The following is a 22,733-nucleotide window of genomic DNA, read 5'->3' as shown; positions in this document are numbered from 1 at the left end:
GACCGACCCATGCGTAAAACAGCAGACCGCATCCGCCACGCCATCAGTTTTGAAGTCTTGGCGCTGTTGATCGTCACCCCTGCCGCCGCGTTGATATTTGACAAACCGCTGCATGACATCGGCGTTGTCACCGTTGTCAGCGCGAGTATCGCGACCGCTTGGAACTACCTTTACAACCTCGGCTTTGACCACGCCATGAAACGTCTGCGGGGGACGGTGCGCAAGACGGTGCCGATCCGCGTGCTGCATGCTGTGTCATTTGAGGTCGGACTGCTCTTCGTGCTCATGCCCTTCATCGCATGGTATCTGGGCGTCTCGCTGATGGAGGCGTTCCTGATCGATGTGAGCTTTGCGGTCTTTTACCTGATCTACGCCTTCGTCTTTAACTGGCTCTATGACGTGATCTTCCCGGTGCCGGAAACCGCCCCTCAGTCCTGATCGTGGCGCAGACGGCGGATAAACTCCGCCGCCGCCTCAGCCGGATCACGCGCGCCTTGCGCCACCACATCGCTAAGCCGGGACAGATCGTCCTTGGCCTGCGGTGTTTCCATCTGCGCAAGCAGCCGTTGCTTTACGTCTTGTTCAAACCAATAGCGTGCCTGTGCCGCCCGCGTGAGGTCCCAAAACCCATTCTCACGCCGCCAATCGATCAACTCTTGCAGCGCGGCCCAAGTCTCATCCAACCCGTGTTCTTCCAACGCCGACACGGCCATCGCGCGGGGGTAGCCCTCGGGGTCTTGCGGGCGTTTGCGCAGCAGGCGTAACGCGCCGGAATAGTCAGCGCGGGTGCGGGCGGCGGTGGATTTTAGCTCGCCATCCGCCTTGTTGATGACGATAAGGTCGGCAATTTCCATAATCCCACGCTTCACGCCCTGCAATTCATCTCCGCCCGCCGGGGCCAGCAGCAGAACAAAGACGTCGGACATCTCGGCCACCACAGTTTCAGACTGGCCCACGCCCACGGTCTCGATCAGCACGACGTCAAACCCCGCCGCCTCGCACAGCCGCACCGCCTCGCGGGAACGCCGCGCCACACCGCCAAGGTGGGTCTGGCTAGGAGAGGGCCGGATAAAGGCGCGGGGTTCGCGGCTGAGCCGGTCCATCCGCGTTTTATCACCCAAGATCGACCCGCCCGAACGCGTTGAGCTTGGGTCTACCGCCAGCACCGCCACGCGCTTGCCCTGCGCGGTCAGCATCATGCCGAAGCTTTCAATGAAAGTGGATTTCCCCACACCGGGCGTGCCAGAAAGCCCGATCCGCAGTGCTTGGCGGTCGGTCGGTAGCTTTGCCAGCAACTCCGCCGCTGCCGCGCGATGGTCCGCGCGGCCCGATTCCACCAGCGTGATCGCCCGCGCCAATGCGCGGCGCTCGCCTGCTATGATGCCCTTGGCCAGATCGTCGATATCCATGCGCCAACTTTTGCGGGGGCGGCGCGGAATTGTCCATCCCCACCCTTGGCGCGGCGGCGGCTTTGCCCGATAACCGCGCCATGTCCAACCCTGATTTCGCCCTGCCCATCGACGCCGTTCTGCCTGACGTGATCGCCGCCCTGCGCGAGAAGGGCCGTGTCGTGCTGCAAGCGCCCCCCGGTGCGGGCAAGACAACGCGCGTGCCGCTGGCGATGCTGAGCGCCGCATTGACCGAAGGCCGTATCCTGATGCTGGAGCCACGCCGCCTCGCCGCCCGCGCCGCCGCCGCACGTATGGCCGAGAGCTTGGGCGAAGAGACCGGCCAGACCGTCGGTTTTCGCGTGCGCGGCGCCTCTGCCGTGTCGAAGAACACCCGCATTGAGGTCGTGACCGAAGGCATCCTGACTCGCATGTTGCAGGACAACCCCGATCTGCCCGGCGTCGGCGCGGTGATCTTTGACGAATTCCACGAACGCTCACTGAACGCCGATCTGGGCCTTGCGCTTTGCCTTGAGGTCGCAGGCGCCCTGCGAGACGACCTGCTGCTGGTGGCCATGTCTGCCACGCTCGACGCTGCCCCAGTGGCGGAGCTGATGGAGGCGCCTATCGTCACGTCTAAGGGTCGCAGTTTTGAGGTGGAACCGCGCTGGCTCGACAGACCGATGGGCAAACAACGGTTGGAAAATGCAGTCGCCGACCTGACGTTGAAGGCGCTGGATGAAGCCCCGGGCTCTGCGCTGGTCTTCCTCCCCGGCGAGGGCGAGATCAGGCGGGTCGAGGCGCTGCTGCGCCCTGCTCTGCCGCGCGATTGCACCTTGGCTCCGCTCTTTGGCGCGCTGGATTTCAAGGCCCAACAGGCGGCCATCGCGCCCGCACCATCAGGCCGCAAGGTGGTGTTGGCCACCTCCATCGCGGAAACATCGCTCACCATCGAAGGCATCCGCATCGTGGTCGATGCGGGCCGCGCCCGTCGCGCTCTGTTCGATCCGGCGTCGGGCATGTCGCGATTGGTCACCGAACGTGTCACCCGTGCCGAGGCCACACAACGCGCAGGCCGCGCCGGGCGGTTGGACGCAGGCGTGGCCTATAAGCTTTGGACGCGGGGCGAAGAAGGGGCGCTGGCGGCCTTCCCCCCGGCGGAGATTGAGGCGGGCGATCTGACAGGGTTCGCGCTGGAACTGGCGCTCTGGGGCGCGCAGGCTGATGAGTTGAGCTTCGTCACCCCGCTTCATGCCGGGCGTTTGGCCGAGGCGCAGGGTGTGCTGCAAATGCTGGGTGCGCTGGACGATCAGGGCCGCATCACCGCGCACGGTCGTAGCCTCGCCAAGCTGCCACTGCATCCCCGTCTGGCGCATATGGTTGCCCGCGGCGGACCACGCGCCCCGCTGCTGGCGGCCCTGCTGGCGGAGCGTGACCCCATGCGCGGCGCGCCGGTGGACCTGTCGCTGCGGATGGACGCACTGGCCGGCAAACGCACCGCGACCCCGCCCCATGCCCCCACACTGGCCCGGATCAAGGCCGAGGCCAAGCGGTTGGGCCGGATGACAAAGGGCGACGGGCCGGATGCCTTGGGTGTCTTGGCGGCCTTGGCCTACCCCGACCGAGTTGGTCTGCGCCGCAAGGGCGATGCTCCGCGCTATGTGCTGTCGGGCGGCAAGGGTGCGATCCTGCCGGAGACTGATCCGCTGGCGGGCGCAAGGCTGCTTGTGGCAACCGATCTTGATGGCGACCCGCGTGAAGCGCGTATCCGGCAAGCCGCACTGATCAGCGATGCCGAATTGCGGGCGACCTTTGGCGATCAGATTCACTGGCAAGACGTCCGCCTGTGGTCGCGTCGTGAGGGCCGTGTGCTGACCCGACGGCAAGAGGTCTTTGGCGCGCTGGTGTTAGAGGATCGCACATGGCCCGACGCACCAGCAGAGGCGGTTGCGGTGGCAATGCTCGACGGTGTGCGGCAATTGGGGCTGAAACCCGGCAAAGCAGCCGCGCTGTTTCTCGCCCGCGCCCGGCTGATGCCCGCGCCCTTCCCCGATTTTAGCGAGGATCATCTGATGGAGACCCTCGACGACTGGCTGCTGCCGCATCTGATCGGGGTCCGTAGCGCGGCAGATTGGAAGGGTTTTGACCTGACCCCAGCGTTGAAAGCGCGGCTCACGTGGGAGCAACAACAAGAGTTAGACCGCGCTGTGCCGGGCCATTTCGAAACCCCGCTTGGACGGCGTGTCGCGATTGACTACAGCGGTGCGCAACCCGGCATTTCGCTACGTCTCCAAGAGATGTTTGGCGTCACACAGCACCCCACAGTGGGTGGCCAACCGCTGCAGGTGACGCTTCTGTCCCCCGCGCAACGTCCGGTGCAGGTCACGACGGATATTCCCGGCTTTTGGGCAAATACCTACGCGGATGTGCGTAAGGACATGCGGGGCCGCTACCCGCGCCACCCATGGCCCGAAGACCCGACCGTGGCCGACCCGACCCTGCGTGCCAAACCGCGCGGCACCTGAAACGACAAAACGCGCCCCAAGGGGCGCGCAGGTAAGTTTCCAACAGATTGCCTTTAGGCCGCTGCGAAGGTCAACGACACCCCGTTGATGCAATGCCGTTTGCCTGTCGGCTCTGGCCCATCGTCAAAGACATGGCCCAGATGGCTGCCGCATCGGTCACAATGCACTTCTGTCCGGCGGATAAAGAAGGAATTGTCGGGCATCGTCTCAACCGCGTTTTCAAGCGGCTGGTAAAAGCTTGGCCAGCCGGTGCCACTGTCGAACTTGGTGGCGGCGTCGTAGAGCGGCTGATCGCAGCCTTTGCAGTTGAATGTGCCGGGGCGGGTCTCGTCGTTCAGGGGGCTGGTGAAGGCCCGCTCGGTGTCGCCTTCGCGCATTACGGCATATTCAAGGTCGCTCAGCATGGCGCGCCATTCGGCCTCGGTGCGGGTGATCTCAAAATCCCCCTCTACATAGGCCGCTGCGCCTGCGCGCGCACCCAACCCCGCGGCGGTTGCGCCCAGAATGGTCGATGTCAGAAAGTGACGTCTGTTCATTTTGTTTCCTCCGATGGGATGGGTTGAGTGGCGGGCCGCAGCATATGCACCCCGCCAAACCTTAGGCCTTACTTGGGGACAAGCACAGAGTTTACAACGTGGATCACCCCATTGGACTGGTTCACATCTGCGATAGTCACGCGTGAGGCATTGCCGCTTTCGTCGATGATATAGACGTTGTTGCCTTTGACTTGCGCCGACAGCGCATCGCCGGAAACGGCGTTGAAGTGGTAGAAACCATCGCTGGAGGCGCGGGCCTTGGCGGCGATGTCAGCAGCGGACCATTTGCCGGCGACAACATGGGCGGTCAGCACTTTGGTCAGCATGTCTTTGTTTTCAGGCTTCAGCAGCGTGTCGACGGTGCCGGCGGGCAGTGCCGCAAAGGCGTCATTCACGGGCGCGAAAACGGTGAAGGGGCCTTCGGAGGCCAGCGTATCAACCAGACCGGCGGCTTTCACAGCGGCGACCAGCGTCGTGTGATCGGCGGAGTTCACGGCGTTTTCGACGATGTTCTTATTCTCGAACATATCTGCACCGCCGACTTGCGGGTTGGCAGCAATCGCGCCAGTGGCGAACAAGGCAGCGGTGGCGGTTACAGCGGCGAGTGTTTTGAAATTGATCATTGGGTTTCCTCCTCAGATGCCCCCCGTTGTGGGCGGCGATGCTGAACCCACGAAGCGAAGGAGAACGGAGTTTCAGGAAAGTTCAGAAAATCGCGGATTTCTTTTAAGTGTTTGTATCCGCTTGCTTTAAAAAGAACACCGGCGCTATCGCGCAGGTGCTGCCCCTTACAACTCAGCAACCGCTCCGGCCGCCATGACCGCGCCCGTCGGCACCCCGCCCGGAGCGCCGCCCGGCGGCTCATCGGTGATCGCCAGCGTGATCTGTGCGGCCTCAGGGGCCAGATCAGCAGGCAAAGCCACGCGGTTCACGTCACCCTCAGGCAAGACGCCCAAAGAGATCGGCGCACGGTCTGGCAGGATCGCCCAAAGCTCCAACACCCGACCCTCTGGCGCGGTGCCAGAGACCCGGCGCAGAGCAATGTCCCCACGTGCCATATCCATCACGGCAAGCAGTTCTAACGCGCTGTCCTCAGCCACCATGCGGGCGGCATAAACATCATCCGGCGCCTGTTCGCCCGGATCTTGCAACAGCGGCAGGGCGAGGAAGGCAACCGTGGCCAAAGCAGCAAAGCTGATCCCCTGCCAGACCCAAAGCCGCTGCATTAAGGGCACGCGCCGCGCCGGAAAGAGCCGTGACATCAGGGCTTTACGCGCCCCTTTGGGCGGGCTTACTGGCGCGATGTCTTCGGCCATGGGAGCAAAACGCTCCTGCCAATCGGCCACGCGCCGCGCAAAGCTACGGTCTTGCAGCATACGGGTCCGAGCCGCGGCCCGCTCGTCGCCCTCGGTTAATCCAAGCGCCACTTCGGCGGCCAGCATGTCGTCGTCTTCGGGCGGTATGGTGGGGTGATCGCTCATAGGCTCATACACTCCCGCAGGCTTAGCAACCCGCGCCGCAGCCAAGTGCGCATGGTATTCAGTGGCACGTTGAACCGTGCGGCCAGATCGGCATAGCTGTCACCGTCCAGATAAGCACCGCGCACCGCAGCGCCTCGGTCGGCCTCTAACTGGTCCAAACATCCAGTGAGCTTGGCGGCTTCTGAAGAGGCGACGGCAGATTGCTCCGGGCTCGGCCCCGGTGCAGCCAGTTCCAACCCCGGCGTATCGATATCCTGTTGCCCTTTGCGCCGCGCACGCAACCGATCAATCGCAGTGTTGCGGGCGATAGTGATTAACCATGTCATTGGCGACAGGCCATTCGCCTGATAGCGGTCCGCGTTGTTCCAGATTTTGACGAATGTGTCCTGCATGGCGTCCTCTGCTGCGGCCCGTGTCTCCAACACACGCAGGCTGACCCCAAAGAGTTTCGCCGACACCCGATCATAAAGCGCCTCAAAGGCCGCACGATCACCCATCGCCACCTGCGCAATCAAACGCTCAATCTCGTCACGGTCACTGTTCAAAGGCCACTCCCTTAGGTGGTCAGAGGATCAGGCGGCATGACTGTCGCCCGCTTTTCAAAGTGAGACGCCCGCTGCAAAAGTCAACGTGGCCGCGCGGGTCTGACAGATCCTTTACCACCCTGCCCCATCCGCCCACATCCGCGCAACCCTTCGCGGTAAAACGAAAATACACTTCTGCATTCACAAAGATTGCAGCCCCCCAATGCTTAGGCTACCCAGTTCGCGAGGGGATTGCGCAAGGGGAGAATGTGCATGAATAACGGGCTAAAACCGTCTTATGACGTGGTGATCGTGGGCGGTGCGATCTATGGGTCGGCGCTGGCTTGGTGGCTGACGAACACGCCGGGGTTCGATGGCAGTATTCTGGTGGTTGAGCGTGACCCGACCTATGAATTCGCCTCGACCAGCCATACGAACTCCTGCATCCGCCAGCAGTTCAGCAGCCGCGTGAACATCCAGATTTCGCAGTTCGGGGCCGAGTTCATCAAGAACTTCCGCCACTTCATGCATGACGATCCCGAAGTGCCGGAGCTTGCCTTGCAGAGCTTTGGCTACCTCTACCTTGCTGCTACGCCAGAATTTGCCGAAACCCTGCGCGAGACACAGGCGATCCAAGCCGCGATGGGCGCGCATACCAAACATATGACCGCCGAGGAACTTGGCGCACGCTATCCGTTTTACATGCTCGACGACATTATCGCGGGCAATCACAACACCGTTGACGAAGGCTATTTTGACGGCGGCACCATGTTTGACTGGTTCAAACGCATGGCCAAGCGGCGCGGTGTTACCTTCGCCCATGACGAGGTGACGGGCATGACCCTGAACGCGGCGGGCAGTGCTGTGGACGCGGTGACGCTGAAATCCGGTGCGACAGTGTCCTGCGGGACCGTCGTCAACGCCTCCGGCCCGCGCGCGGCGGCGACGGCGCAGATGGCGGGGATCGCCCTCCCCGTGGTGCCACGCAAACGCTATACCTTCATCTTTGATGCCGCCGAGCCGCTGGAAATGGACCTGCCGCTGACCATCGACCCCAGCGGCGTGCATATGCGGCAAGAAGGCAAATACTACATGGCAGGCTGCCCGCCTGATGAGGATGTCGATGTGGCCTATGACGACTTTGCGTTTGACCATTCGATCTGGGAACAAAAGGTCTGGCCCGCCATCGCCACCCGCGTTCCGGCATTTGAACGGGTTAAGGTGATCAACGAATGGGTCGGGCATTATGCCTTTAACACCGTGGACCAAAACGCGATTCTGGGGCGGCATGACAAGGTTGAGAACTTCGTCTTTATGAACGGGTTTTCCGGCCATGGGTTGCAACAGGCGCCCGCTATCGGGCGCGGCACTGCCGAGTTAATCACCCACGGCGCTTACCGCACGCTTGACCTCACGCCGCTGGACTATGGGCGCATCACACGGTCCGAGAAATTCATCGAAAAGGCCGTGATATGAAACTCCCCCAGAACAAATTCCTCGCGGCACTCCGCGCCGGTGAAAAGCAGTTGGGCCTTTGGTCGTCGCTGTCGGACGGCTATGCCGCCGAAGTGGTGGCCCACGCGGGCTATGACTGGGTGCTGCTCGATATGGAACATGCGCCGAGCGATATGAAATCGGTGCTGGGCCAGCTTCAGGCGTTTTCGGGAAGTGAGACCACTGCGCTTGTGCGGCCCGATTGGAACGATGCGGTCAAGGTCAAACGGCTGATGGACCTCGGCGCGCCGGGGCTGCTGTTTCCGATGGTCCAAACCCCAGAGGAAGCCCGCGCCGCTGTCGCTGCCTGCCGCTATCCGCCGCGCGGCGTTCGTGGGGTGGCAGGGCTGAACCGCGCCAACCACTTTGGCCGGATCGAAGACTACTACGCCGAGGTTGAGAACCAGACCGCGATCCTGATCCAGCTTGAAACCCGCGCCGCCGTGGAAAACGCCGCCGCCTTTGCCGAGGTTGAGGGGATCGATGGTATTTTCTTCGGCCCGGCAGACATAGGCGCGGACATGGGCCATCTGGGCCAAACCATGCATCCCGAGATTTGGGAAGTGATCCGCCCGGCGGCCAAGCTCTTGATGGACAAAGGCATTCCCGTCGGCACCCTGGTTACTGACCCCGATTTCGCGGCTGAGCTGCTGAACGACGGCTTCACCTTTGTCGCCTGCGGCACCGATGCGGGGCTGCTGGCACGCGGTGCAGATGCGCTGCACGCTGCCATGCGCGACAAGATTTCAAAGACATGAAAGGATAACGAGATGAAATTCAAGAAACTGGTCCTGACAGGCGCCGCCGGACGGCTCGGCTCCTACCTGCGCGAACCGCTGGCCGCGATGTGCGAGGAGCTGGTCAGTACCGACATCGCTGACGACATTGGTAAGCTCTACGAAGGCGAGCGCTACGCCAAGGCCGATCTTGCGGAATACGACCAGATCGCGCCGCTGATCGAAGGTGCCGACATGGTGGTGCATTTCGGCGCCATCGTGGATGAAAAGCCTTTCATGGAGCTGCTCGGCCCGAACTTCGTCGGCTCCTACAACGTGTGGGAAGCGGCCTATCAAGCGGGCGCGCGCCGCGTGGTCTATGCCTCGTCGATCCACGCGGTCGGGATGCATAAGAAATCCGACTTCATCGGCATCGACGCCCCGCACAAGCCCGACACTTTCTACGGTCTCGCCAAATGCTTCACCGAAGACCTGGGCTCCATGTATTGGGACAAGCGCCAGTTGGAATCCGTGCATCTGCGCATCTTGAGCGCCGCACAGGTCAACAATTCCCGCGCGCTTGGCTCGTGGCTGAGCTATGACGATCTGATCCAACTGGTGACCCGCGCGGTCGACACGCCTTCGGTCGGCTTCTCGGTCATCTATGGCGTGTCCAACAACGACCGCGCCCCGGTGGACAATTCCAAGGCCTCTTTCTTGGGCTACCGCCCCAAGGACAACGCCGAGCAATTCGCTGAAAAAGTGCTGGCCGAAGAAGGCCCGGTCGACATCACCGACCCCGGCCAGATGTGCCACGGCGGCCCCTTTGCTAAGGTCGATCTGGGCGAAAGCGGTCTGGCGCAGATGACAATCGTCAACGACAAGAAAGAGACCTGATCATAGGTCAAAGAAAAGGCCGCCACGATGCTGCAACATTTGTTGCGATCGTGGCGGCCCTTACGTCAGTCAAAAAAGGCCCGGCACCTTGGTTCCGGGCCTTATTGCCGCGCTTATCCCAACAAGTCTTTCGCAGCGGCCACAATCCCCTCCCGTGAGGGCAAGGTCGCGGCATAGGCCGGCCCCGTGGCGATGAAACTGTCCTCCGCCGTCAGCCGTGCAAATTGCGTGACACCGCGTTCGGCCATCAGCGCCATCAGCCCTTCTGCCTGCCCACCGGTGCGGCGGCATTCATCGACGATAAGCACAGGCCGGTCCCCAATCGCCGCCATCAGCGCCTCTTCGGGCAAAGGTGCCAGCCAACGCAGATCGATGACCCGCGCGTTCACCCCCTGCTCTGCCAAATCATGCGCGGCCTGCTGGCTCAGATAATGGCCGTTGCCATAGCTCACGATTGCCAGATCAGCACCGTCGCCACTGACACCAACCTCGCCCAGCCCAATCCGCTGATCCGGTGCGGGGTAGCGCCGCATCCAGCCGCCATCCCCGGCTTCCATCAGGTCGCGCATCGGATAGAGCGCAATCGGCTCGACAAAGACCACCACGCGCTGCTCCTCACGCGCCAAACGATGCGCCTCGCGCAGCATCATCGCAGCTTCATCCCCGGTCGAGGGACAGGCGATAATGATCCCCGGAATGTCCCGCAGCACGGCCAGCGAGTTGTCGTTGTGGAAATGCCCGCCAAAGCCTTTCTGATAGCCGAGCCCCGCGATGCGCAGCACCATCGGGTTGCTCCACTGCCCATTGGAGAAGAACGGCAAAGTCGCCGCCTCCCCGCGCAACTGGTCCTCGGCGTTGTGCAGATAGGCGAGGAACTGGATCTCGGGCATCGGGATGAACCCGTTATGCGCCATGCCGATGGCCAGCCCCAGAATGCTCTGCTCGTCCAGCAAGGTATCAATCACCCGCCCCGGCCCAAAGCGGCTCTGCAACTTCTGGGTGACGCCATAAACGCCCCCTTTGCGGCCCACATCCTCGCCCATCAACATGGTCTCTGGATGTGCCAGCATCAGGTCATGCAGCGCCCAGTTGATCAGACGCGACATAGGCTGGGGGTTGTCCATCTGTGCCATATCGCTGCCGAAGGTCTCGCTCCGAACCTCGGCACTCGGCCCGTTGCTCAGCGCACAGTCCCGCTTGGGCGGCACGAGGCTTGCCATGACATCCGACGCTGTCTTCAGCCGTGGACGTTTGACCACCTCATCAGCGGCCTTCGCCACCGCATCCTGCGTGTCGCGGTAGATCGAGAGCGCCTCCTCAGCGGTCATCCCGGCTTCGACCAAAAGGCGTGCGGAATGCAACAGCGGATCATTCGCCTCATCCGCTTCAACCTCAGCTTTCGGCAGATACGACGTCGCCACATCCGCCCCGGCATGGCCATAAAGCCGCACGGTGCGCAGATGCAGGAAAGCCGGCTTGCGATGCACCCGCACGTAATCCGCTGCGTCCTTGGCCGCAGCATATGCCGCATGGAGGTCCAGCCCGTCCCCCTCAAAATACTTCAGCTCCGGTCTTGCCGACATCGACGCTTTGATCCAGCCTGTCGGCGTCTTGGTCGAAATCCCGATGCCATTGTCCTCGCAGACAAAGAGCAATGGCAAAGGCACACCCTGCACCGCCGTCCAACAGGCCGCATTGATTGCCCCCTGCGCGGTGGAGTGGTTGGCCGAGGCATCGCCAAAACTGCACATGGCAATCGCATCGCGGGGCAGGATCGCATGTTCAGGCCGGTTGCGCCGCGCCATGCCGATGGAATGCGCGGCGCCCACTGCTTTCGGCAGATGGCTGGCGATGGTTGAAGTCTGCGGCGGGATCATCAGCTGGCGCGAACCCAACACCTTATGACGTCCGCCACTGGTCGGGTCCTCTGCCGAACAGGCAAAGCTCAAGAGCATGTCGCGCAGCATGTCCTGCCCGTCTGCCTGATCGGCGCGGGCAATCTGAAAGGCGGCATCGCGGTAGTGCAGAAAGGCGATGTCATCGACCCGCAGCGCCGCTGCCACCGCTGCCATGCCTTCATGGCCAGAGGAGCCGATGGTATAAAACCCCTGCCCTTCTTTCTGCATAACGCGGCTTTGCAGATCGAGCGCACGGCTCAGCACCTGCGCGCGGTAAAGCTGCTCCAACGCGGCGCGATCAAGCGCCTTTTTATTGGAGGTGGAAACGGGAAAATCCCCCGCCGCAACGCGACGGAGGAAGTTCTCATGAACGATTGCAACGCGGTCCATGGGGCCTCTCGGTATAAAGTTTCTTGCCATCGGCAAACGTATTTTTGGCCAAAAAGAGAGACAGGCTGCCGCTCTTTTTGGCCTCAAACACTTGAAGGGGGTTTGGGGGGCAAATCCCCCCGAACCGTTGTTTAAAAGAACGCCTGCAAGCCGGTCTGGGCGCGGCCCAAAATCAGCGCGTGGACGTCATGGGTGCCCTCATAGGTGTTCACCGTCTCAAGGTTCATCATGTGGCGGATCACTTGGAATTCGCCGGAGATCCCGTTGCCGCCGTGCATGTCACGCGACATGCGGGCCACGTCCAGCGCTTTGCCACAGTTGTTGCGCTTGACGATGGAGATCATTTCAGGCGCGGCATTGGCGGCGTCCATCAGACGGCCCACTTGCAGCGAGCCCTGAAGGCCCAGCGAGATTTCGGTCATCATGTCTGCCAGTTTCTTCTGAAACAGCTGTGTCTGCGCCAGCGGCTTGTTGAACTGCTTGCGGTCCAGACCGTATTGCAGTGCTGCGTGCCAGCAGAACTCAGCCGCGCCCATCGCGCCCCAAGAGATGCCGTAACGCGCACGGTTCAGACAGCCGAACGGACCTTTCAGCCCCTGCACATGCGGCAGCAGCGCGTCTTCGCCCACTTCGACACCGTCCATGACGATCTCGCCCGTGATCGAGGCGCGCAAGGAAAGTTTGTTGCCGATCTTTGGCGCGCTCAGACCCTTCATGCCTTTTTCCAGCACGAAGCCACGGATCTTGCCGTCATGCGCCTCGGACTTGGCCCAGACCACGAAAACATCCGCGATGGGAGAGTTCGAGATCCACATCTTGGAGCCGGTCAGCTTATAGCCATTCTCGGTCTTCACGGCGCGGGTTTTCATCCCCGCAGGGTCAGAACCCGCATCAGGCTCGGTCAGGCCAAAGCAGCCGATCCATTCGCCCGAACAAAGCTTCGGCAGATACTTTTTGCGCTGCTCTTCGGAGCCGTAAGCATAGATGGGATACATGACGAGGCTCGCCTGCACCGACATCATTGAGCGGTAGCCGCTGTCGACACGCTCAACTTCACGCGCAACCAGACCGTAGGAGACATAGTTGCCGCCCAGACCGCCGTATTCTTCGGGGATAGTGACGCCCAAAAGGCCCATCTCGCCCATCTCGCGGAAGATTTCGGCGTCGGTTTTTTCTTCGGCAAAGGCTTCGATCACGCGCGGCTGCAGCTTTTCTTGCGCATAGGCACGGGCAGAATCGCGGATCATACGTTCGTCTTCGGTCAACTGGCTGTCGAGGCGGAACGGGTCCTGCCAGTCAAATGTCCCCAGATCGGGTTTGTCTTTGGGGCGCAGCGCGGGTGCGTCAGCAGTCATGTGGCATCCTTTCGGGTCATGTGATTTGCGGCAGTATTGCAAATTGCGCGGGGGAACTCTATCGCTGCTTTGTCCTGTGTTCATGAGAAAAAGTCATATGATCGCGCCGCGCCGATTTCTGCCGTCAATCTCTGCCCTACTGTCGTTTGAGGCCGTGACCCGGCTTGGCACCGCCACCGCCGCAGCGCAGGAATTGAACCTTACGCAAAGCGCCGTGAGCCGTCAGATCAAGACCTTGGAGGATCAGTTGGGCGTGTCGCTGATGCTGCGCCAAGGACGGCGGCTGACGCCAACACAGGCGGGGTTGGAATATGTCACGCAGGTGCGCGACATCCTGAACCGCTTGGCGCAGGCGTCGGTCTCGGCCCGCACCAACCCGGTAGGCGGCACGCTTAATCTGGCGATTCTCCCCGCCTTTGGAATGCATTGGCTGGCGCCGCGTCTGCGCGACTTTGCGCGCGATCATCCGGAGGTGACGGTGAACCTCTCGACCCGGCTGCGGCCCTTTGCTTTTGATGGCAGTCGCTTTGATGCGGCCATTCATTTTGGTCATGAAGATTGGCCCGGTGTGCGCTATCTTCCGCTGCTGCCAGAAACCGTGGTGGCGGTCTGCGCTCCCGATCTGCTGTCAGAGCCGTTGGAGGATGCGCGTGAGATCAGGCGGCTGCCGCTTTTGCATCTCGAAACCCGCCCCCGCGGTTGGGCCCGCTGGCTTGGCACATTGGGCGAGACCGAAGACCCGCCTGTCGGCATGATGTTCGACCAGTTCTCGACCATGGCGCAGGCGGCGATTCATGGGCTGGGCGTGGCGCTCTTGCCGACCTTTTTCGCCCGACCCTATCTGAATGACGGGCAGCTTGTACTGGCCGCCGCGCAGACGACGCAGAGCATCGGAAATTACTACCTCGTCTGGCCGGAGGACCGGGGCGAGACCGCCGCTTTGGTCTCATTCCGCAACTGGCTGGCGCAACAGGCCGATCCCGGTTAACGCCACCGCGCTGCGCCAAAGTTATGCCTCATTCCCGCGCTAAGAGAGGGCATATTGGCCCGAACCGGGCATCCAGAAGGAGCATGATGATGCTGAGTAAATTCCGCAAAAGCGCAGGCGTGCTTGCGGTCGTGACCACGGCGTTTGCCGCCACCCATGCGTTGGCCGAAAGCCGTACCATAGTGATCGTTGAGGGCGATTATTTCCCCGCCTTGACCCACGTGGAACCGGGCGATGAACTGGTCTTTTACAACAACACCACCGTAAGCCACACGGTCACGGGCGCGGGCGATGTTTGGACGAGCGGCGCGATCCCGGCGCAGGGGCGGTTTACGCTGTTGGTGGACGCCGATACGCCCGAAACCTTCAGCGGCCCGGCACCGGGGGACGCCACCGCAACACTGGAAGGCGCGATCACCTTTGAGCCCGCGCCTGCGGACTAAACGCCCCTTGATGAAGTGCTGACAGCCCCGCCCTTTGGCGGGGCTTTTGCGTGGTTATTGCGCGAAAACGCGGTCCATATCGGTAAAGCCTTTGACCTCGATCGGATTGCCCGAGGGGTCGCGGAAGAACATCGTGGCCTGCTCGCCCGGCTCACCTTCAAAGCGCAACGAGGGTTCGATGACGAAATCGACTTCGGCACCCTTCAAACGCTCAGCCAGCGCTTTCCAATCGTCCATCTGCAAGACCACGCCCAGATGCGGCATTGGGACCATATGCTCACCCACCTTACCGGTTGCCGCTGTGGCGAAAGGCTCACCCAGATGCAGGGAGATCTGGTGGCCAAAGAAAGAGTAATCGACCCAAGTCTCGGTCGAGCGGCCTTCGGTGCAGCCCAAAACATCGCCGTAAAAGGCGCGGGTTTGGTCGAGGTCGCGAACGTTATAGGCAAGGTGGAAGGGGGTGAGCATGGCGGTCTCCTATCTAGCTGCCGCCTGTGTAGCCTGCGGGGGCACAGGTGCAAGAGGGCCATGCGGTCGGGCGCAGAGCGGCGAGGCGGGAGACGGCAGGGAAAGAGAAGAACGCGGCAGGCTATCATCACCCGCGAGCGTGTTGGGTCGCGACAAAATCAAAACTGACTTGAGCCGATCTATCCCTGACTGATCAGCATTGGCGTTCTCCAACTGCCTCGGCGAACGGATTCGTCACGCCCGGCACCTTACCGGACAGCGGCATGCGAAATTCCGATATCGCCGCCCCTGCTCCGCAATAAAGAGCTCGGCAGGTATCAACGGTATCACTGCGCACCACCATCGAGCCGCCTTCTTTCGTAAGGGTCAATCGGCACCCATTGGATGATGACGTCCAGCCACTGCCACTACGCCGCCCAGTAAGGACGCCAGTACCACAAGCGAAATGCCCTGAGAAAAACATGAAGTCGAAGCGCAGATTTTGTCCCTGCTCCTGCAACCCCATTACGGCGGTATCGGTGCAATAAAGGCCTGTTAATCCAGTGGTTTGCACTGATGTCGGCGCCTTTAAATCTGCAATGCGTTTCTGCATGGCGTTCCTGAGACAGCGGCGGTCTGAACTGCAAGCGTTCCTTTGGCCAATCCATGCCCTTTGATCCGCAAGGATCGAAGCGCTTTTGCTTTTAGAAGCAGACCTACGGGCGCTCTTGAATGCATCCGCCATTTGCCGGTCAAGTTTCGAGAGCGCGGCATCGGCGCAGATCGTTTTTTCGACAGTTGTTGCAGCGAGATTGCAATCGAAACTGGCCTGCGCTTGAGCTTCAAAACCGGCGAGCATGACAAAGGGTAACGCCAATAGACATCTCATCAGAAAATCCCCGCTTCCATTTGTTCAATGGCGCAGACCATAGCAAAATTAGGCGATTCTGGTAAGCAGCTTGGGTCTTGGCGAAGGAACGCTCTGTACTGCGAGATTGGAAAACAAGGCGGCGGAGCCCGCAAATCCGATTGTTCTGCAACGTTCAAGCGGCCTGATTGGCGGTCGCAGCGTCTCGCGTGATTGGCCGCCCGCCAGACCAACGCGGAAAGGGCGCGCCCGTATCCAGACGCGCCCCTTATGACGATCCGTTACCTTACTTCATGGTAATGCGGCCATCAGTATAGGGTTTATAGGTCCCGTCTTTGGCGAGATATTCCGCCGTGACATCGGCCAGATCGGGGCCATAGTCATAGGCATTCTCGGCGTCTTTGAACATCGCATAGCCGTCGCCGCCGTTGCGGACATAGTTGTTAGACACCACGCCATAGGTTTTTTCGGGGTCGATCGGTGCGCCGCCGACCATCACATCGCTGATCCGGCTGCCCACTTCGGCCTTGGGGTCAAAGGCAAAGGACATGCCTGCCACTTGTGGGAAGCGACCGGCCTGCTCTTCGTGTTGGCTTACACCGTTTTCCAGTGCTTCAATCAGTGTCGCGCCGCTGACCTGAAACGTGGACAGCGTGTTCTGGAAGGGCAGCACCGTGAGCACTTCGCCCATGGTCACCTCACCTGCGTCGATCGATGCGCGCAGGCCGCCCGAGTTGGAGATCGCCACATCGATCCCCTGATCCTTTACCCGGTCCAGCATCGCGTCAGAGACAAGGTTGCCCATGGAGCATTCCTGCATCCGGCAACTGCCGCGCTCCCCGTCAATCGCCTCGGATGTTTCTGCAACGACACGGTTGCGGATTTCATCCAAGGGTTTGGCAGCTTCCGCGATCCGGTCCACGGTAGGCTGGTCTTCGGTCACGGCGGCATCCATGATCAGTGGCTCGCCCTCGGCCTTGGTGATGTTGCCCTCGTCGTCAAAGGTGACATTCAACTCGCCTAGGAATTTGCCATAAGCATAGGCCTGCACAATTGCCGTTTCCCCGACCATCGTTGGGTATGGCCCCTCGGCCCGCTCGTCGCTGTTGCTCAGCAGGGTGTTGGTATGGCCGCCGACGATCACGTCGACACCTGTGGTCTCTGCCGCGACCTTTTGGTCAACGCCGTAGCCCGAGTGGCTCAGCACGATGATCTTGTTCACGCCTTTGGCGGTCAGCAGATCGACCTCGCCCTGCACGGCGGCGACGGGATCGGAAAAGGTGATGTTATCGCCGGGGCTGGCCAGTTCGTCCGTGTCTTGTGGCGTCAGACCGATCAGGCCGATCTGCTCCCCGCCCTTTTCGATCACGGTCGATTTCGCCAGTTTGTCGGCCAAGAGCGGCTCGCCCGAGACATCGGCGTTGGACATCAGCACCGGAAAATCGACCGCATCCATAAAGCCACGCAGCACTTCGGGGCCATCGTCGAATTCGTGGTTGCCCACGGTCATCGCGTCATAGCCCATCTTATTCATCATCTCAGCCGCCAATGCGCCCTTGTAGCGGGTGTAAAACAGCGTGCCTTGGAACTGGTCACCGCCATCGACAAGGATGCTGTTCTCGGCCCGGTCGCGGGCTTCGGTAATGGCGGTCATCAAACGGCCCGAGCCACCGAAGCATTTGCCTTCGCCATTGTCCTCGGCGTTGCACGGCCCGTCATATTTGCTGATCGGCTCAAAGCGTGCGTGGAAATCATTGGTGTGCAGAATGGTGAGGTTATACTCAGCCGCCGCCATACCGCTGGTCAGCGCCAAGGCGGCGGTCGCGGTCAGGAATCGTTTCATGATAGTTCCCCTGTTCATTGTTATACTGGCATCGTGGCGCGGTGCATTGCGCGTGTCAAAGGTCATATGGGATGCCCCTTGGTCACCTTGCGCCTCTTGACCCTGCGCCTTGCGGGGGGCATCAGACGTTATGCTTATTTTCAAGATATTCCGCGCCGACGAATGGGCGGCGCTGCGCAAGAACGGGGCCACCGATGGGGCGCCGATTGATGTGGCCGATGGCTATGTGCATTTCTCGACCGCAGAACAGGCCGAAGAGACTGCCGCGAAGCATTTCGTGGGGGTGGATGGGCTGTTTTTGCTGGCGGTGGACAGTGACGCCCTCGGCGATGCGCTGGAATGGGAGCCGTCGCGCGGGGGGGCGTTGTTTCCGCATCTCTACCGGCAGTTGACGATGGATGACGTGCTCTGGGCGCAACCGCTGCCGCTGGTTGACGGGGTGCATCAGTTCCCCGCAGGTTTGGGTGACGCAAGCGCATGACGCCCCTAATCGAAAGACTGGGCCTGCGCGCCTTGCATCGCCTTGATCCCGAAGCGGCCCATGGTTTGGCGATCCGTGCGCTGCGCGGCAGGTTGGCGCCTGCGCCCGGCCCCCAGACATCGCCGCGTTTGCGGACCACGCTGGCGGGGCTGGACCTGCCGAACCCGGTGGGGTTGGCGGCGGGCTTTGACAAGAACGCCACCGCGGTCGCCCCCCTCTCACGCGCAGGTTTTGGCTTTATCGAGGTGGGTGCCGCCACCCCCCTCCCCCAGCCCGGCAACCCACGCCCGCGCCTGTTTCGCCTGACCGAGGACCGCGCGGCGATCAACCGTTTTGGCTTTAACAACGACGGGATGCAGGCGATCTGCGCGCGACTCTCGCGGCGTGGCACCGGCGTGCCGGTGGGGCTGAACCTCGGCGCGAATAAAACCAGCGAAGACCGCGCTGCTGATTTCGCCAAGGTGATGACCGTGGCGCGTGACCATGTTGACTTTGCCACGGTCAATGTCTCTTCCCCCAACACCGAAAAGCTGCGCGACTTACAGGGCAAAGCCGCCCTTTCTGCGCTGCTCGAAGGCGTGATGGAAGTGCGCGGTGCCACGCCAGTGTTCTTGAAAATCGCCCCTGATCTGAGCGAGGCCGAGATCGAAGACGTGGCCGAAGTTGCCCAAACCGCAGGTGTCGCCGCGATCATCGCGACCAATACCACACTCGACCGCAGTGGCCTTGTCAGCCCCCATGCGCAGGAAGCGGGCGGTCTGTCAGGCGCACCACTGTTTGAACGCTCCACCCGCGTTTTGGCGCGGCTCGCCGGGCTGACAGACATCCCGCTGATCGGCGTTGGCGGCGTCTCGGACGCTGAAACCGCCTATGCGAAAATCTGCGCCGGCGCTTCTGCGCTGCAACTCTACACCGCGCTGGTCTTTGGCGGTGTCGGACTGGTCCAAGAGATCACCACAGGGTTGGACAAGCTGCTCGCCCGCGATGGTTTTGCCAATGTGGCCGACGCTGTGGGCAGCAAACGCGAGGACTGGCTGTGATTACTCTTTGGCACAACCCGCGCTGTTCAAAATCCCGGCAGACGCTGGCGCTGATCGAAGACGCTGGCGTTCCGGTAACACTGCGCCGCTATCTCGAAGATGCACCTTCGCGCGAAGAGATCATTGCCGCGCGGGATGCTCTGGGGGTGCAGACCATCGCGATGATGCGGACGGGCGAGGCCGCGTTCAAGGAATTGGGGCTCACCAAAGACAGCCCCGATGACGCACTTCTCGACGCGATGGCCGCGCATCCGATCCTCATCGAACGCCCCATCGCCTTTTGCGATAGCCGCGCCGTAATTGGCCGCCCGCCGGAAGCGGTAAAAGCCTTGCTTTAACCTGCCGCACGCTCAAGCGCCGGGTAGCGCAGGCCAAGTGTGATGCCCCGGACGACGAAGGAAATCAGCAGCGAGGCCCAAAGCCCGTGGTTGCCCATGCTCGGCACCAACAGCAGCGCCACGGCCACATAGGCGAGAAACGACACCACCATCATATTGCGCATATCGCGCGAGCGGGTGGCCCCGATGAAGATGCCATCGAGCATAAAGGCCGCGCAGCCCAGCAAAGGCGCTGCGACCATATAGGGCAGATAGACCCGCGCCACCTCTTGCACCTCGGGCGCCTTGGCCATCAGGTCAATGATGGCCCCGCCCGCGAGTGCGAAGGCCACGGCGAGCAGAACGCTCACCAATAGCGCCCAGCCCGAGGTCAGCACCGCCCCCCGCCGCAGCACGTCCCGCTGGCCCGCGCCATAAGCACGGCCCACAATGGCTTCGGCAGCAAAGGCAAACCCATCCAGCCCATAAGAGGTGATCATCAGGAATTGCAGCAAGACCTGATTGGCCGCCAAGGTCACGTCGCCCAGCCCCGACCCCATGAACAAAAAAGACACAAAGATCGCCTGCAACAGCAGGGAACGGATCAGGATGTCGGTGTTCACCTGCATCATCCGTTTCCAGCGCGGGCGGTCAAAGACCTGCACCCAATCGCGCCATGCGGGCTGAGCAAAGGCGGCGCGGCAGAACCAGAGGCCAAGCGCAGCCCCACTCCATTCCGCGAGGAAAGTGGCGATTGCCACGCCCTCGACCCCCCAGCCAAGACCCAGCACGAACCACAGATCCAGCAGGATGTTCAGCCCGTTCATCCAGACTTGCAGCACCAGCACCGCGCGGCTGCGCTCTTGCGCAATGAGCCAGCCGGTGATTGCGTAGATTGAGATGGCAGCAGGCGCAGACCAGATGCGGATCGCCATATATTGCCGCGCCAGCCCTTCGACCTCATCCGAGGCGGGGGCGATCTGAAAAGACGCCCAGAACAGCGGCAGTTGCAACGCCATGAGCACCAGCCCTGCGCCTGCCCCGATGAGCAAACCACGCGTCAGCAAAGCCGCGACCTCACCCTCTTCGCCATTGCCCGCAGCCTGTGCGGTCAGCCCGACGGTCCCCATGCGCAGAAAGCCGAAAATCCAATAAAGCGCCGAGAGGATGATCGCCCCCAGCCCCACCGCCCCGATGGGGGCCGCTGCGCCCAACTGCCCCACAACGCCGGTATCAACCGCGCCAAGGATTGGCACAGTGGCATTGGAAATCACGATAGGCACGGCGATTTTGAGCACCCGGCGGTGCGTCACCACATCGCGGGGGGCGAGTGTGCCACGCTTGACGGCGCGGACCTCCGCCTCGGTGAGCGGTTCGGCCTCCGGCTCAGCCACGCCGCTGCGGCATCACGAAATGGCCGGTGGCCTGTGCGAAAATACGGCTGCGGTTGTCTTGCCACGCCTCCACATGCACGCTGGCATAGCGCCGCCCGGAGCGGTTGATCCGCGCCCGCGCATAGGCATCGCGCGGCAGCCCGGTGCGCAGGTAATCCACAGTGAAATCAATCGTTTTGGGCAGACGTGGCAGGTGATCGCCGTCCAGATTGTCCAGATCGAGCGCGCCGCTTTCCATATCTTCCCAGATCAGCCCCCAGCTGAGGGTGATGATCGCCGTGACTTCCAAAAACGCCGCCGTGGCCCCGCCGTGCAACGCGGGCAGGATCGGGTTGCCGATCAACTGGTCAGTATAGGGCATCACCCCCGTCAACTCATCGCCGCGTCGTTCCAACTGGATGCCCAGAAATTGGATGTAGGGCACCCCTTCGACCAGCGCCCGCAGCACCCCGTCGCGGCGTTGCTTGATGACCTGAACCGGCTCTGGCTTGCGGCGCTCGCTCATTTGTGGCCCTCCACGGTAAAGGTTCCGGTGGCGGTGGCCACAAGGTTCTCGGCATCCTCATCCGTCGCCGTGGCGCGGACAAAGGCAACCGAGCGGGTGACGTGGTAGCAGGTCGCGCGGGTGGTGATGGCTTGGCCGGGGCTTGCGGCGCGCAGATATTCAATGCGCAGGTCCATCGTCGCTGTGGCGGTTGGATTGCTCGGATGGCTCATCACCGCCGCCCCGCAGCAGGTGTCCATCAGGGCCGAGACTGCTCCGCCATGGATCACGCCAGTCTTCGGATCGCCGATCAACTTTTCATCATATGGCATGGTGATCTCTGCAGAGCCATCGCCCAATTCGCGCAATTCCATGCCAAGCGCCATGGAATGTGGCAGGGCCTGAATGAACTGGCGCGCCAGTTTTAACTTGTCCGACATGCGGTCCGGTCCCTCGCGGCTGGTTTTGCTCTTTATCAAGCGGGGATGGCGAAAGGGCAAGAGCACCGGTTGCGCATCCCTGCTGCTGACCATAGTTTGCGGATAAGGAGAAAATGCTTTGAATGATGAACGCCTGACTTTCAAAGAAATGTGCGCGGCTTTTGACGTAACGCCTCGCACCCTGCGCTATTACGAATATATCGAACTGCTTCAACCGCACCGCGAAGGGCGGTCGCGGTTCTATGGCCCGCGCGAACGGGCGCGGATGAAGCTCATCCTGCGTGGCCGCAAGTTCGGCTTCGCGCTGGAAGACATCCGGCAATGGCTGCTGATCTATGAAAAAGAAGGCACCGAGGCACAGATGCGCGCTTGGGTGACAATGGCCGATGGACAGTTAGAAGAACTGGCCGAGCAGCGCCGCCAGTTGGACGAAGCAATGGCTGAATTGCAAAAGCTGCGTGATGATACCGCCGCTGCACTGGAGCGATAGCCTAGCGGGTCGCCAGCGCGCTTAAAGGTCGGGCGGTCTGCTACTGAGACTGGCGGACCGACAACTGAAAAATCAACATCTGCAAGTCAGCAACCACGCGGATCATATCCGAAACCGTATCGTTATTAGCCTGCCCCGCCAGATCAAAGGCGCCGTTTTCTACCAAATCAGACGCCGCACGCAGGTCGCGCAGGACACGCCCCGTGGTTTCATCCTGTGCGGCACCCTGAGTTATTTCATCGCCGGCATTCGCGGCGGGGTGTTCGATGCTCTGATGACTGGACATGCTTAATC

The 22,733-nt window shown here is 61.7% G+C and carries 25 protein-coding genes; 11 read left to right on the top strand and 14 right to left on the bottom strand.

The annotated features are described in order from the left end of the window. Positions 1–9: 9 nt before the first annotated feature. A complete protein-coding gene (locus HTT03_RS11275; protein ID WP_174859878.1) occupies positions 10–438 on the top strand; it encodes a PACE efflux transporter in 429 nt (142 codons plus the stop codon). Here the strand turns inward: HTT03_RS11275 and meaB are convergent. After that, positions 429–1,409, bottom strand: coding sequence for a methylmalonyl Co-A mutase-associated GTPase MeaB (meaB, locus tag HTT03_RS11270; protein WP_174859877.1), 981 nt, complete (start codon positions 1,407–1,409; stop codon positions 429–431). The two genes, HTT03_RS11275 and meaB, sit on opposite strands and share 10 nt — an antisense overlap. An 80-nt stretch (positions 1,410–1,489) precedes the next feature. Between meaB and hrpB the strand changes: the two genes are divergently transcribed. Continuing rightward, a complete protein-coding gene (gene hrpB / locus HTT03_RS11265) occupies positions 1,490–3,913 on the top strand; it encodes an ATP-dependent helicase HrpB (RefSeq protein ID WP_174860333.1) in 2,424 nt (807 codons plus the stop codon). Positions 3,914–3,966: 53 nt separating this feature from the next. Here the strand turns inward: hrpB and msrB are convergent, their stop codons facing one another. From msrB to HTT03_RS11245, 4 genes are all read right to left on the bottom strand, one after another. Continuing rightward, positions 3,967–4,449: a peptide-methionine (R)-S-oxide reductase MsrB gene (msrB, locus tag HTT03_RS11260; RefSeq protein ID WP_174859876.1), complete on the bottom strand. Its 483-nt coding sequence runs from the start codon at positions 4,447–4,449 to the stop codon at positions 3,967–3,969. 68 nt (positions 4,450–4,517) lie between these two features. Further along, positions 4,518–5,072 carry a fasciclin domain-containing protein gene (locus HTT03_RS11255; RefSeq protein WP_174859875.1) on the bottom strand — a complete coding sequence of 185 codons (555 nt, stop codon included), beginning with the start codon at positions 5,070–5,072 and terminating at the stop codon, positions 4,518–4,520. Positions 5,073–5,237: 165 nt separating this feature from the next. After that, the gene (locus HTT03_RS11250; protein ID WP_174859874.1) at positions 5,238–5,930 is read right to left on the bottom strand and encodes an anti-sigma factor; all 693 of its coding nucleotides are present in this window, start codon (positions 5,928–5,930) and stop codon (positions 5,238–5,240) included. After that, on the bottom strand, positions 5,927–6,427 hold the full coding sequence (locus tag HTT03_RS11245; protein ID WP_174860332.1) for a sigma-70 family RNA polymerase sigma factor: 501 nt from the start codon (positions 6,425–6,427) through the stop codon (positions 5,927–5,929). Before HTT03_RS11245 ends, HTT03_RS11250 begins: the two co-directional genes overlap by 4 nt. A gap of 300 nt (positions 6,428–6,727) precedes the next feature. On the opposite strand from HTT03_RS11245, the gene HTT03_RS11240 reads away from it, so the two are divergent. The 3 genes from HTT03_RS11240 to HTT03_RS11230 are packed head-to-tail and all read left to right on the top strand — an operon-like array spanning position 6,728 to position 9,561. Beyond that, positions 6,728–7,930, top strand: coding sequence for an NAD(P)/FAD-dependent oxidoreductase (locus tag HTT03_RS11240; RefSeq protein WP_174859873.1), 1,203 nt, complete (start codon positions 6,728–6,730; stop codon positions 7,928–7,930). Beyond that, entirely contained in the window at positions 7,927–8,706 is a 780-nt protein-coding gene (locus HTT03_RS11235; RefSeq protein WP_174859872.1) for an HpcH/HpaI aldolase family protein, read from the top strand. The genes HTT03_RS11240 and HTT03_RS11235 overlap by 4 nt, the downstream gene beginning before the upstream one ends. Positions 8,707–8,718: 12 nt before the next feature. Further along, on the top strand, positions 8,719–9,561 hold the full coding sequence (locus HTT03_RS11230) for an NAD-dependent epimerase/dehydratase family protein (protein WP_174859871.1): 843 nt from the start codon (positions 8,719–8,721) through the stop codon (positions 9,559–9,561). Positions 9,562–9,674: 113 nt separating this feature from the next. Here the strand turns inward: HTT03_RS11230 and HTT03_RS11225 are convergent, their stop codons facing one another. Together HTT03_RS11225 and HTT03_RS11220 are read right to left on the bottom strand one after the other, a co-directional pair. Then, the gene (locus tag HTT03_RS11225) at positions 9,675–11,849 is read right to left on the bottom strand and encodes a thiamine pyrophosphate-dependent enzyme (protein ID WP_174859870.1); all 2,175 of its coding nucleotides are present in this window, start codon (positions 11,847–11,849) and stop codon (positions 9,675–9,677) included. A 131-nt stretch (positions 11,850–11,980) separates the two neighbouring features. Further along, complete coding sequence (locus tag HTT03_RS11220; protein WP_174859869.1) at positions 11,981–13,204, bottom strand: acyl-CoA dehydrogenase; 1,224 nt, start codon at positions 13,202–13,204, stop codon at positions 11,981–11,983. Positions 13,205–13,301: 97 nt separating this feature from the next. On the opposite strand from HTT03_RS11220, the gene HTT03_RS11215 reads away from it, so the two are divergent. After that, on the top strand, positions 13,302–14,192 hold the full coding sequence (locus HTT03_RS11215; protein ID WP_174859868.1) for a LysR substrate-binding domain-containing protein: 891 nt from the start codon (positions 13,302–13,304) through the stop codon (positions 14,190–14,192). 89 nt (positions 14,193–14,281) lie between these two features. Next, the gene (locus HTT03_RS11210; RefSeq protein ID WP_174859867.1) at positions 14,282–14,635 is read left to right on the top strand and encodes a cupredoxin domain-containing protein; all 354 of its coding nucleotides are present in this window, start codon (positions 14,282–14,284) and stop codon (positions 14,633–14,635) included. A gap of 54 nt (positions 14,636–14,689) precedes the next feature. Here HTT03_RS11210 and HTT03_RS11205 read toward each other — a convergent pair whose 3' ends face one another. The 3 genes from HTT03_RS11205 to HTT03_RS11195 all read right to left on the bottom strand — a co-directional run bounded on the left by HTT03_RS11205 (position 14,690) and on the right by HTT03_RS11195 (position 17,793). After that, the gene (locus HTT03_RS11205) at positions 14,690–15,103 is read right to left on the bottom strand and encodes a VOC family protein (RefSeq protein ID WP_174859866.1); all 414 of its coding nucleotides are present in this window, start codon (positions 15,101–15,103) and stop codon (positions 14,690–14,692) included. A gap of 193 nt (positions 15,104–15,296) precedes the next feature. Further along, positions 15,297–15,959: a lysozyme inhibitor LprI family protein gene (locus tag HTT03_RS11200; protein ID WP_246253462.1), complete on the bottom strand. Its 663-nt coding sequence runs from the start codon at positions 15,957–15,959 to the stop codon at positions 15,297–15,299. Positions 15,960–16,236: 277 nt separating this feature from the next. Further along, positions 16,237–17,793, bottom strand: coding sequence for a bifunctional metallophosphatase/5'-nucleotidase (locus HTT03_RS11195; RefSeq protein ID WP_174859864.1), 1,557 nt, complete (start codon positions 17,791–17,793; stop codon positions 16,237–16,239). 130 nt (positions 17,794–17,923) lie between these two features. On the opposite strand from HTT03_RS11195, the gene HTT03_RS11190 reads away from it, so the two are divergent. The 3 genes from HTT03_RS11190 to arsC are packed head-to-tail and all read left to right on the top strand — an operon-like array spanning position 17,924 to position 19,652. Continuing rightward, a complete protein-coding gene (locus tag HTT03_RS11190) occupies positions 17,924–18,274 on the top strand; it encodes a DUF952 domain-containing protein (protein ID WP_174859863.1) in 351 nt (116 codons plus the stop codon). Next, a complete protein-coding gene (locus HTT03_RS11185; RefSeq protein WP_174859862.1) occupies positions 18,271–19,314 on the top strand; it encodes a quinone-dependent dihydroorotate dehydrogenase in 1,044 nt (347 codons plus the stop codon). Before HTT03_RS11190 ends, HTT03_RS11185 begins: the two co-directional genes overlap by 4 nt. Beyond that, entirely contained in the window at positions 19,311–19,652 is a 342-nt protein-coding gene (gene arsC, locus HTT03_RS11180) for an arsenate reductase (glutaredoxin) (RefSeq protein WP_174859861.1), read from the top strand. The genes HTT03_RS11185 and arsC overlap by 4 nt, the downstream gene beginning before the upstream one ends. On the opposite strand, the gene HTT03_RS11175 is transcribed toward arsC, so the two are convergent. From HTT03_RS11175 to HTT03_RS11165, 3 genes are all read right to left on the bottom strand, one after another. After that, positions 19,649–20,947: an MATE family efflux transporter gene (locus HTT03_RS11175; RefSeq protein WP_343035832.1), complete on the bottom strand. Its 1,299-nt coding sequence runs from the start codon at positions 20,945–20,947 to the stop codon at positions 19,649–19,651. The genes arsC and HTT03_RS11175 overlap by 4 nt on opposite strands. A 70-nt stretch (positions 20,948–21,017) precedes the next feature. After that, positions 21,018–21,530 (bottom strand): PaaI family thioesterase, encoded by a 513-nt coding sequence (locus tag HTT03_RS11170; RefSeq protein WP_174859859.1) that lies wholly within the window; start codon positions 21,528–21,530, stop codon positions 21,018–21,020. Further along, entirely contained in the window at positions 21,527–21,949 is a 423-nt protein-coding gene (locus tag HTT03_RS11165; protein WP_174859858.1) for a PaaI family thioesterase, read from the bottom strand. Before HTT03_RS11165 ends, HTT03_RS11170 begins: the two co-directional genes overlap by 4 nt. Positions 21,950–22,067: 118 nt before the next feature. On the opposite strand from HTT03_RS11165, the gene HTT03_RS11160 reads away from it, so the two are divergent. Then, a complete protein-coding gene (locus HTT03_RS11160) occupies positions 22,068–22,439 on the top strand; it encodes a MerR family transcriptional regulator (protein WP_174859857.1) in 372 nt (123 codons plus the stop codon). 40 nt (positions 22,440–22,479) lie between these two features. Here HTT03_RS11160 and HTT03_RS11155 read toward each other — a convergent pair whose 3' ends face one another. Next, entirely contained in the window at positions 22,480–22,725 is a 246-nt protein-coding gene (locus HTT03_RS11155; RefSeq protein ID WP_174859856.1) for a hypothetical protein, read from the bottom strand. Positions 22,726–22,733: the final 8 nt, after the last annotated feature.

This window comes from Sulfitobacter maritimus (assembly GCF_013346665.1).
GTDB lineage: Bacteria > Pseudomonadota > Alphaproteobacteria > Rhodobacterales > Rhodobacteraceae > Sulfitobacter > Sulfitobacter maritimus.
This window is presented reverse-complemented; position numbering and strand designations above follow the sequence as displayed.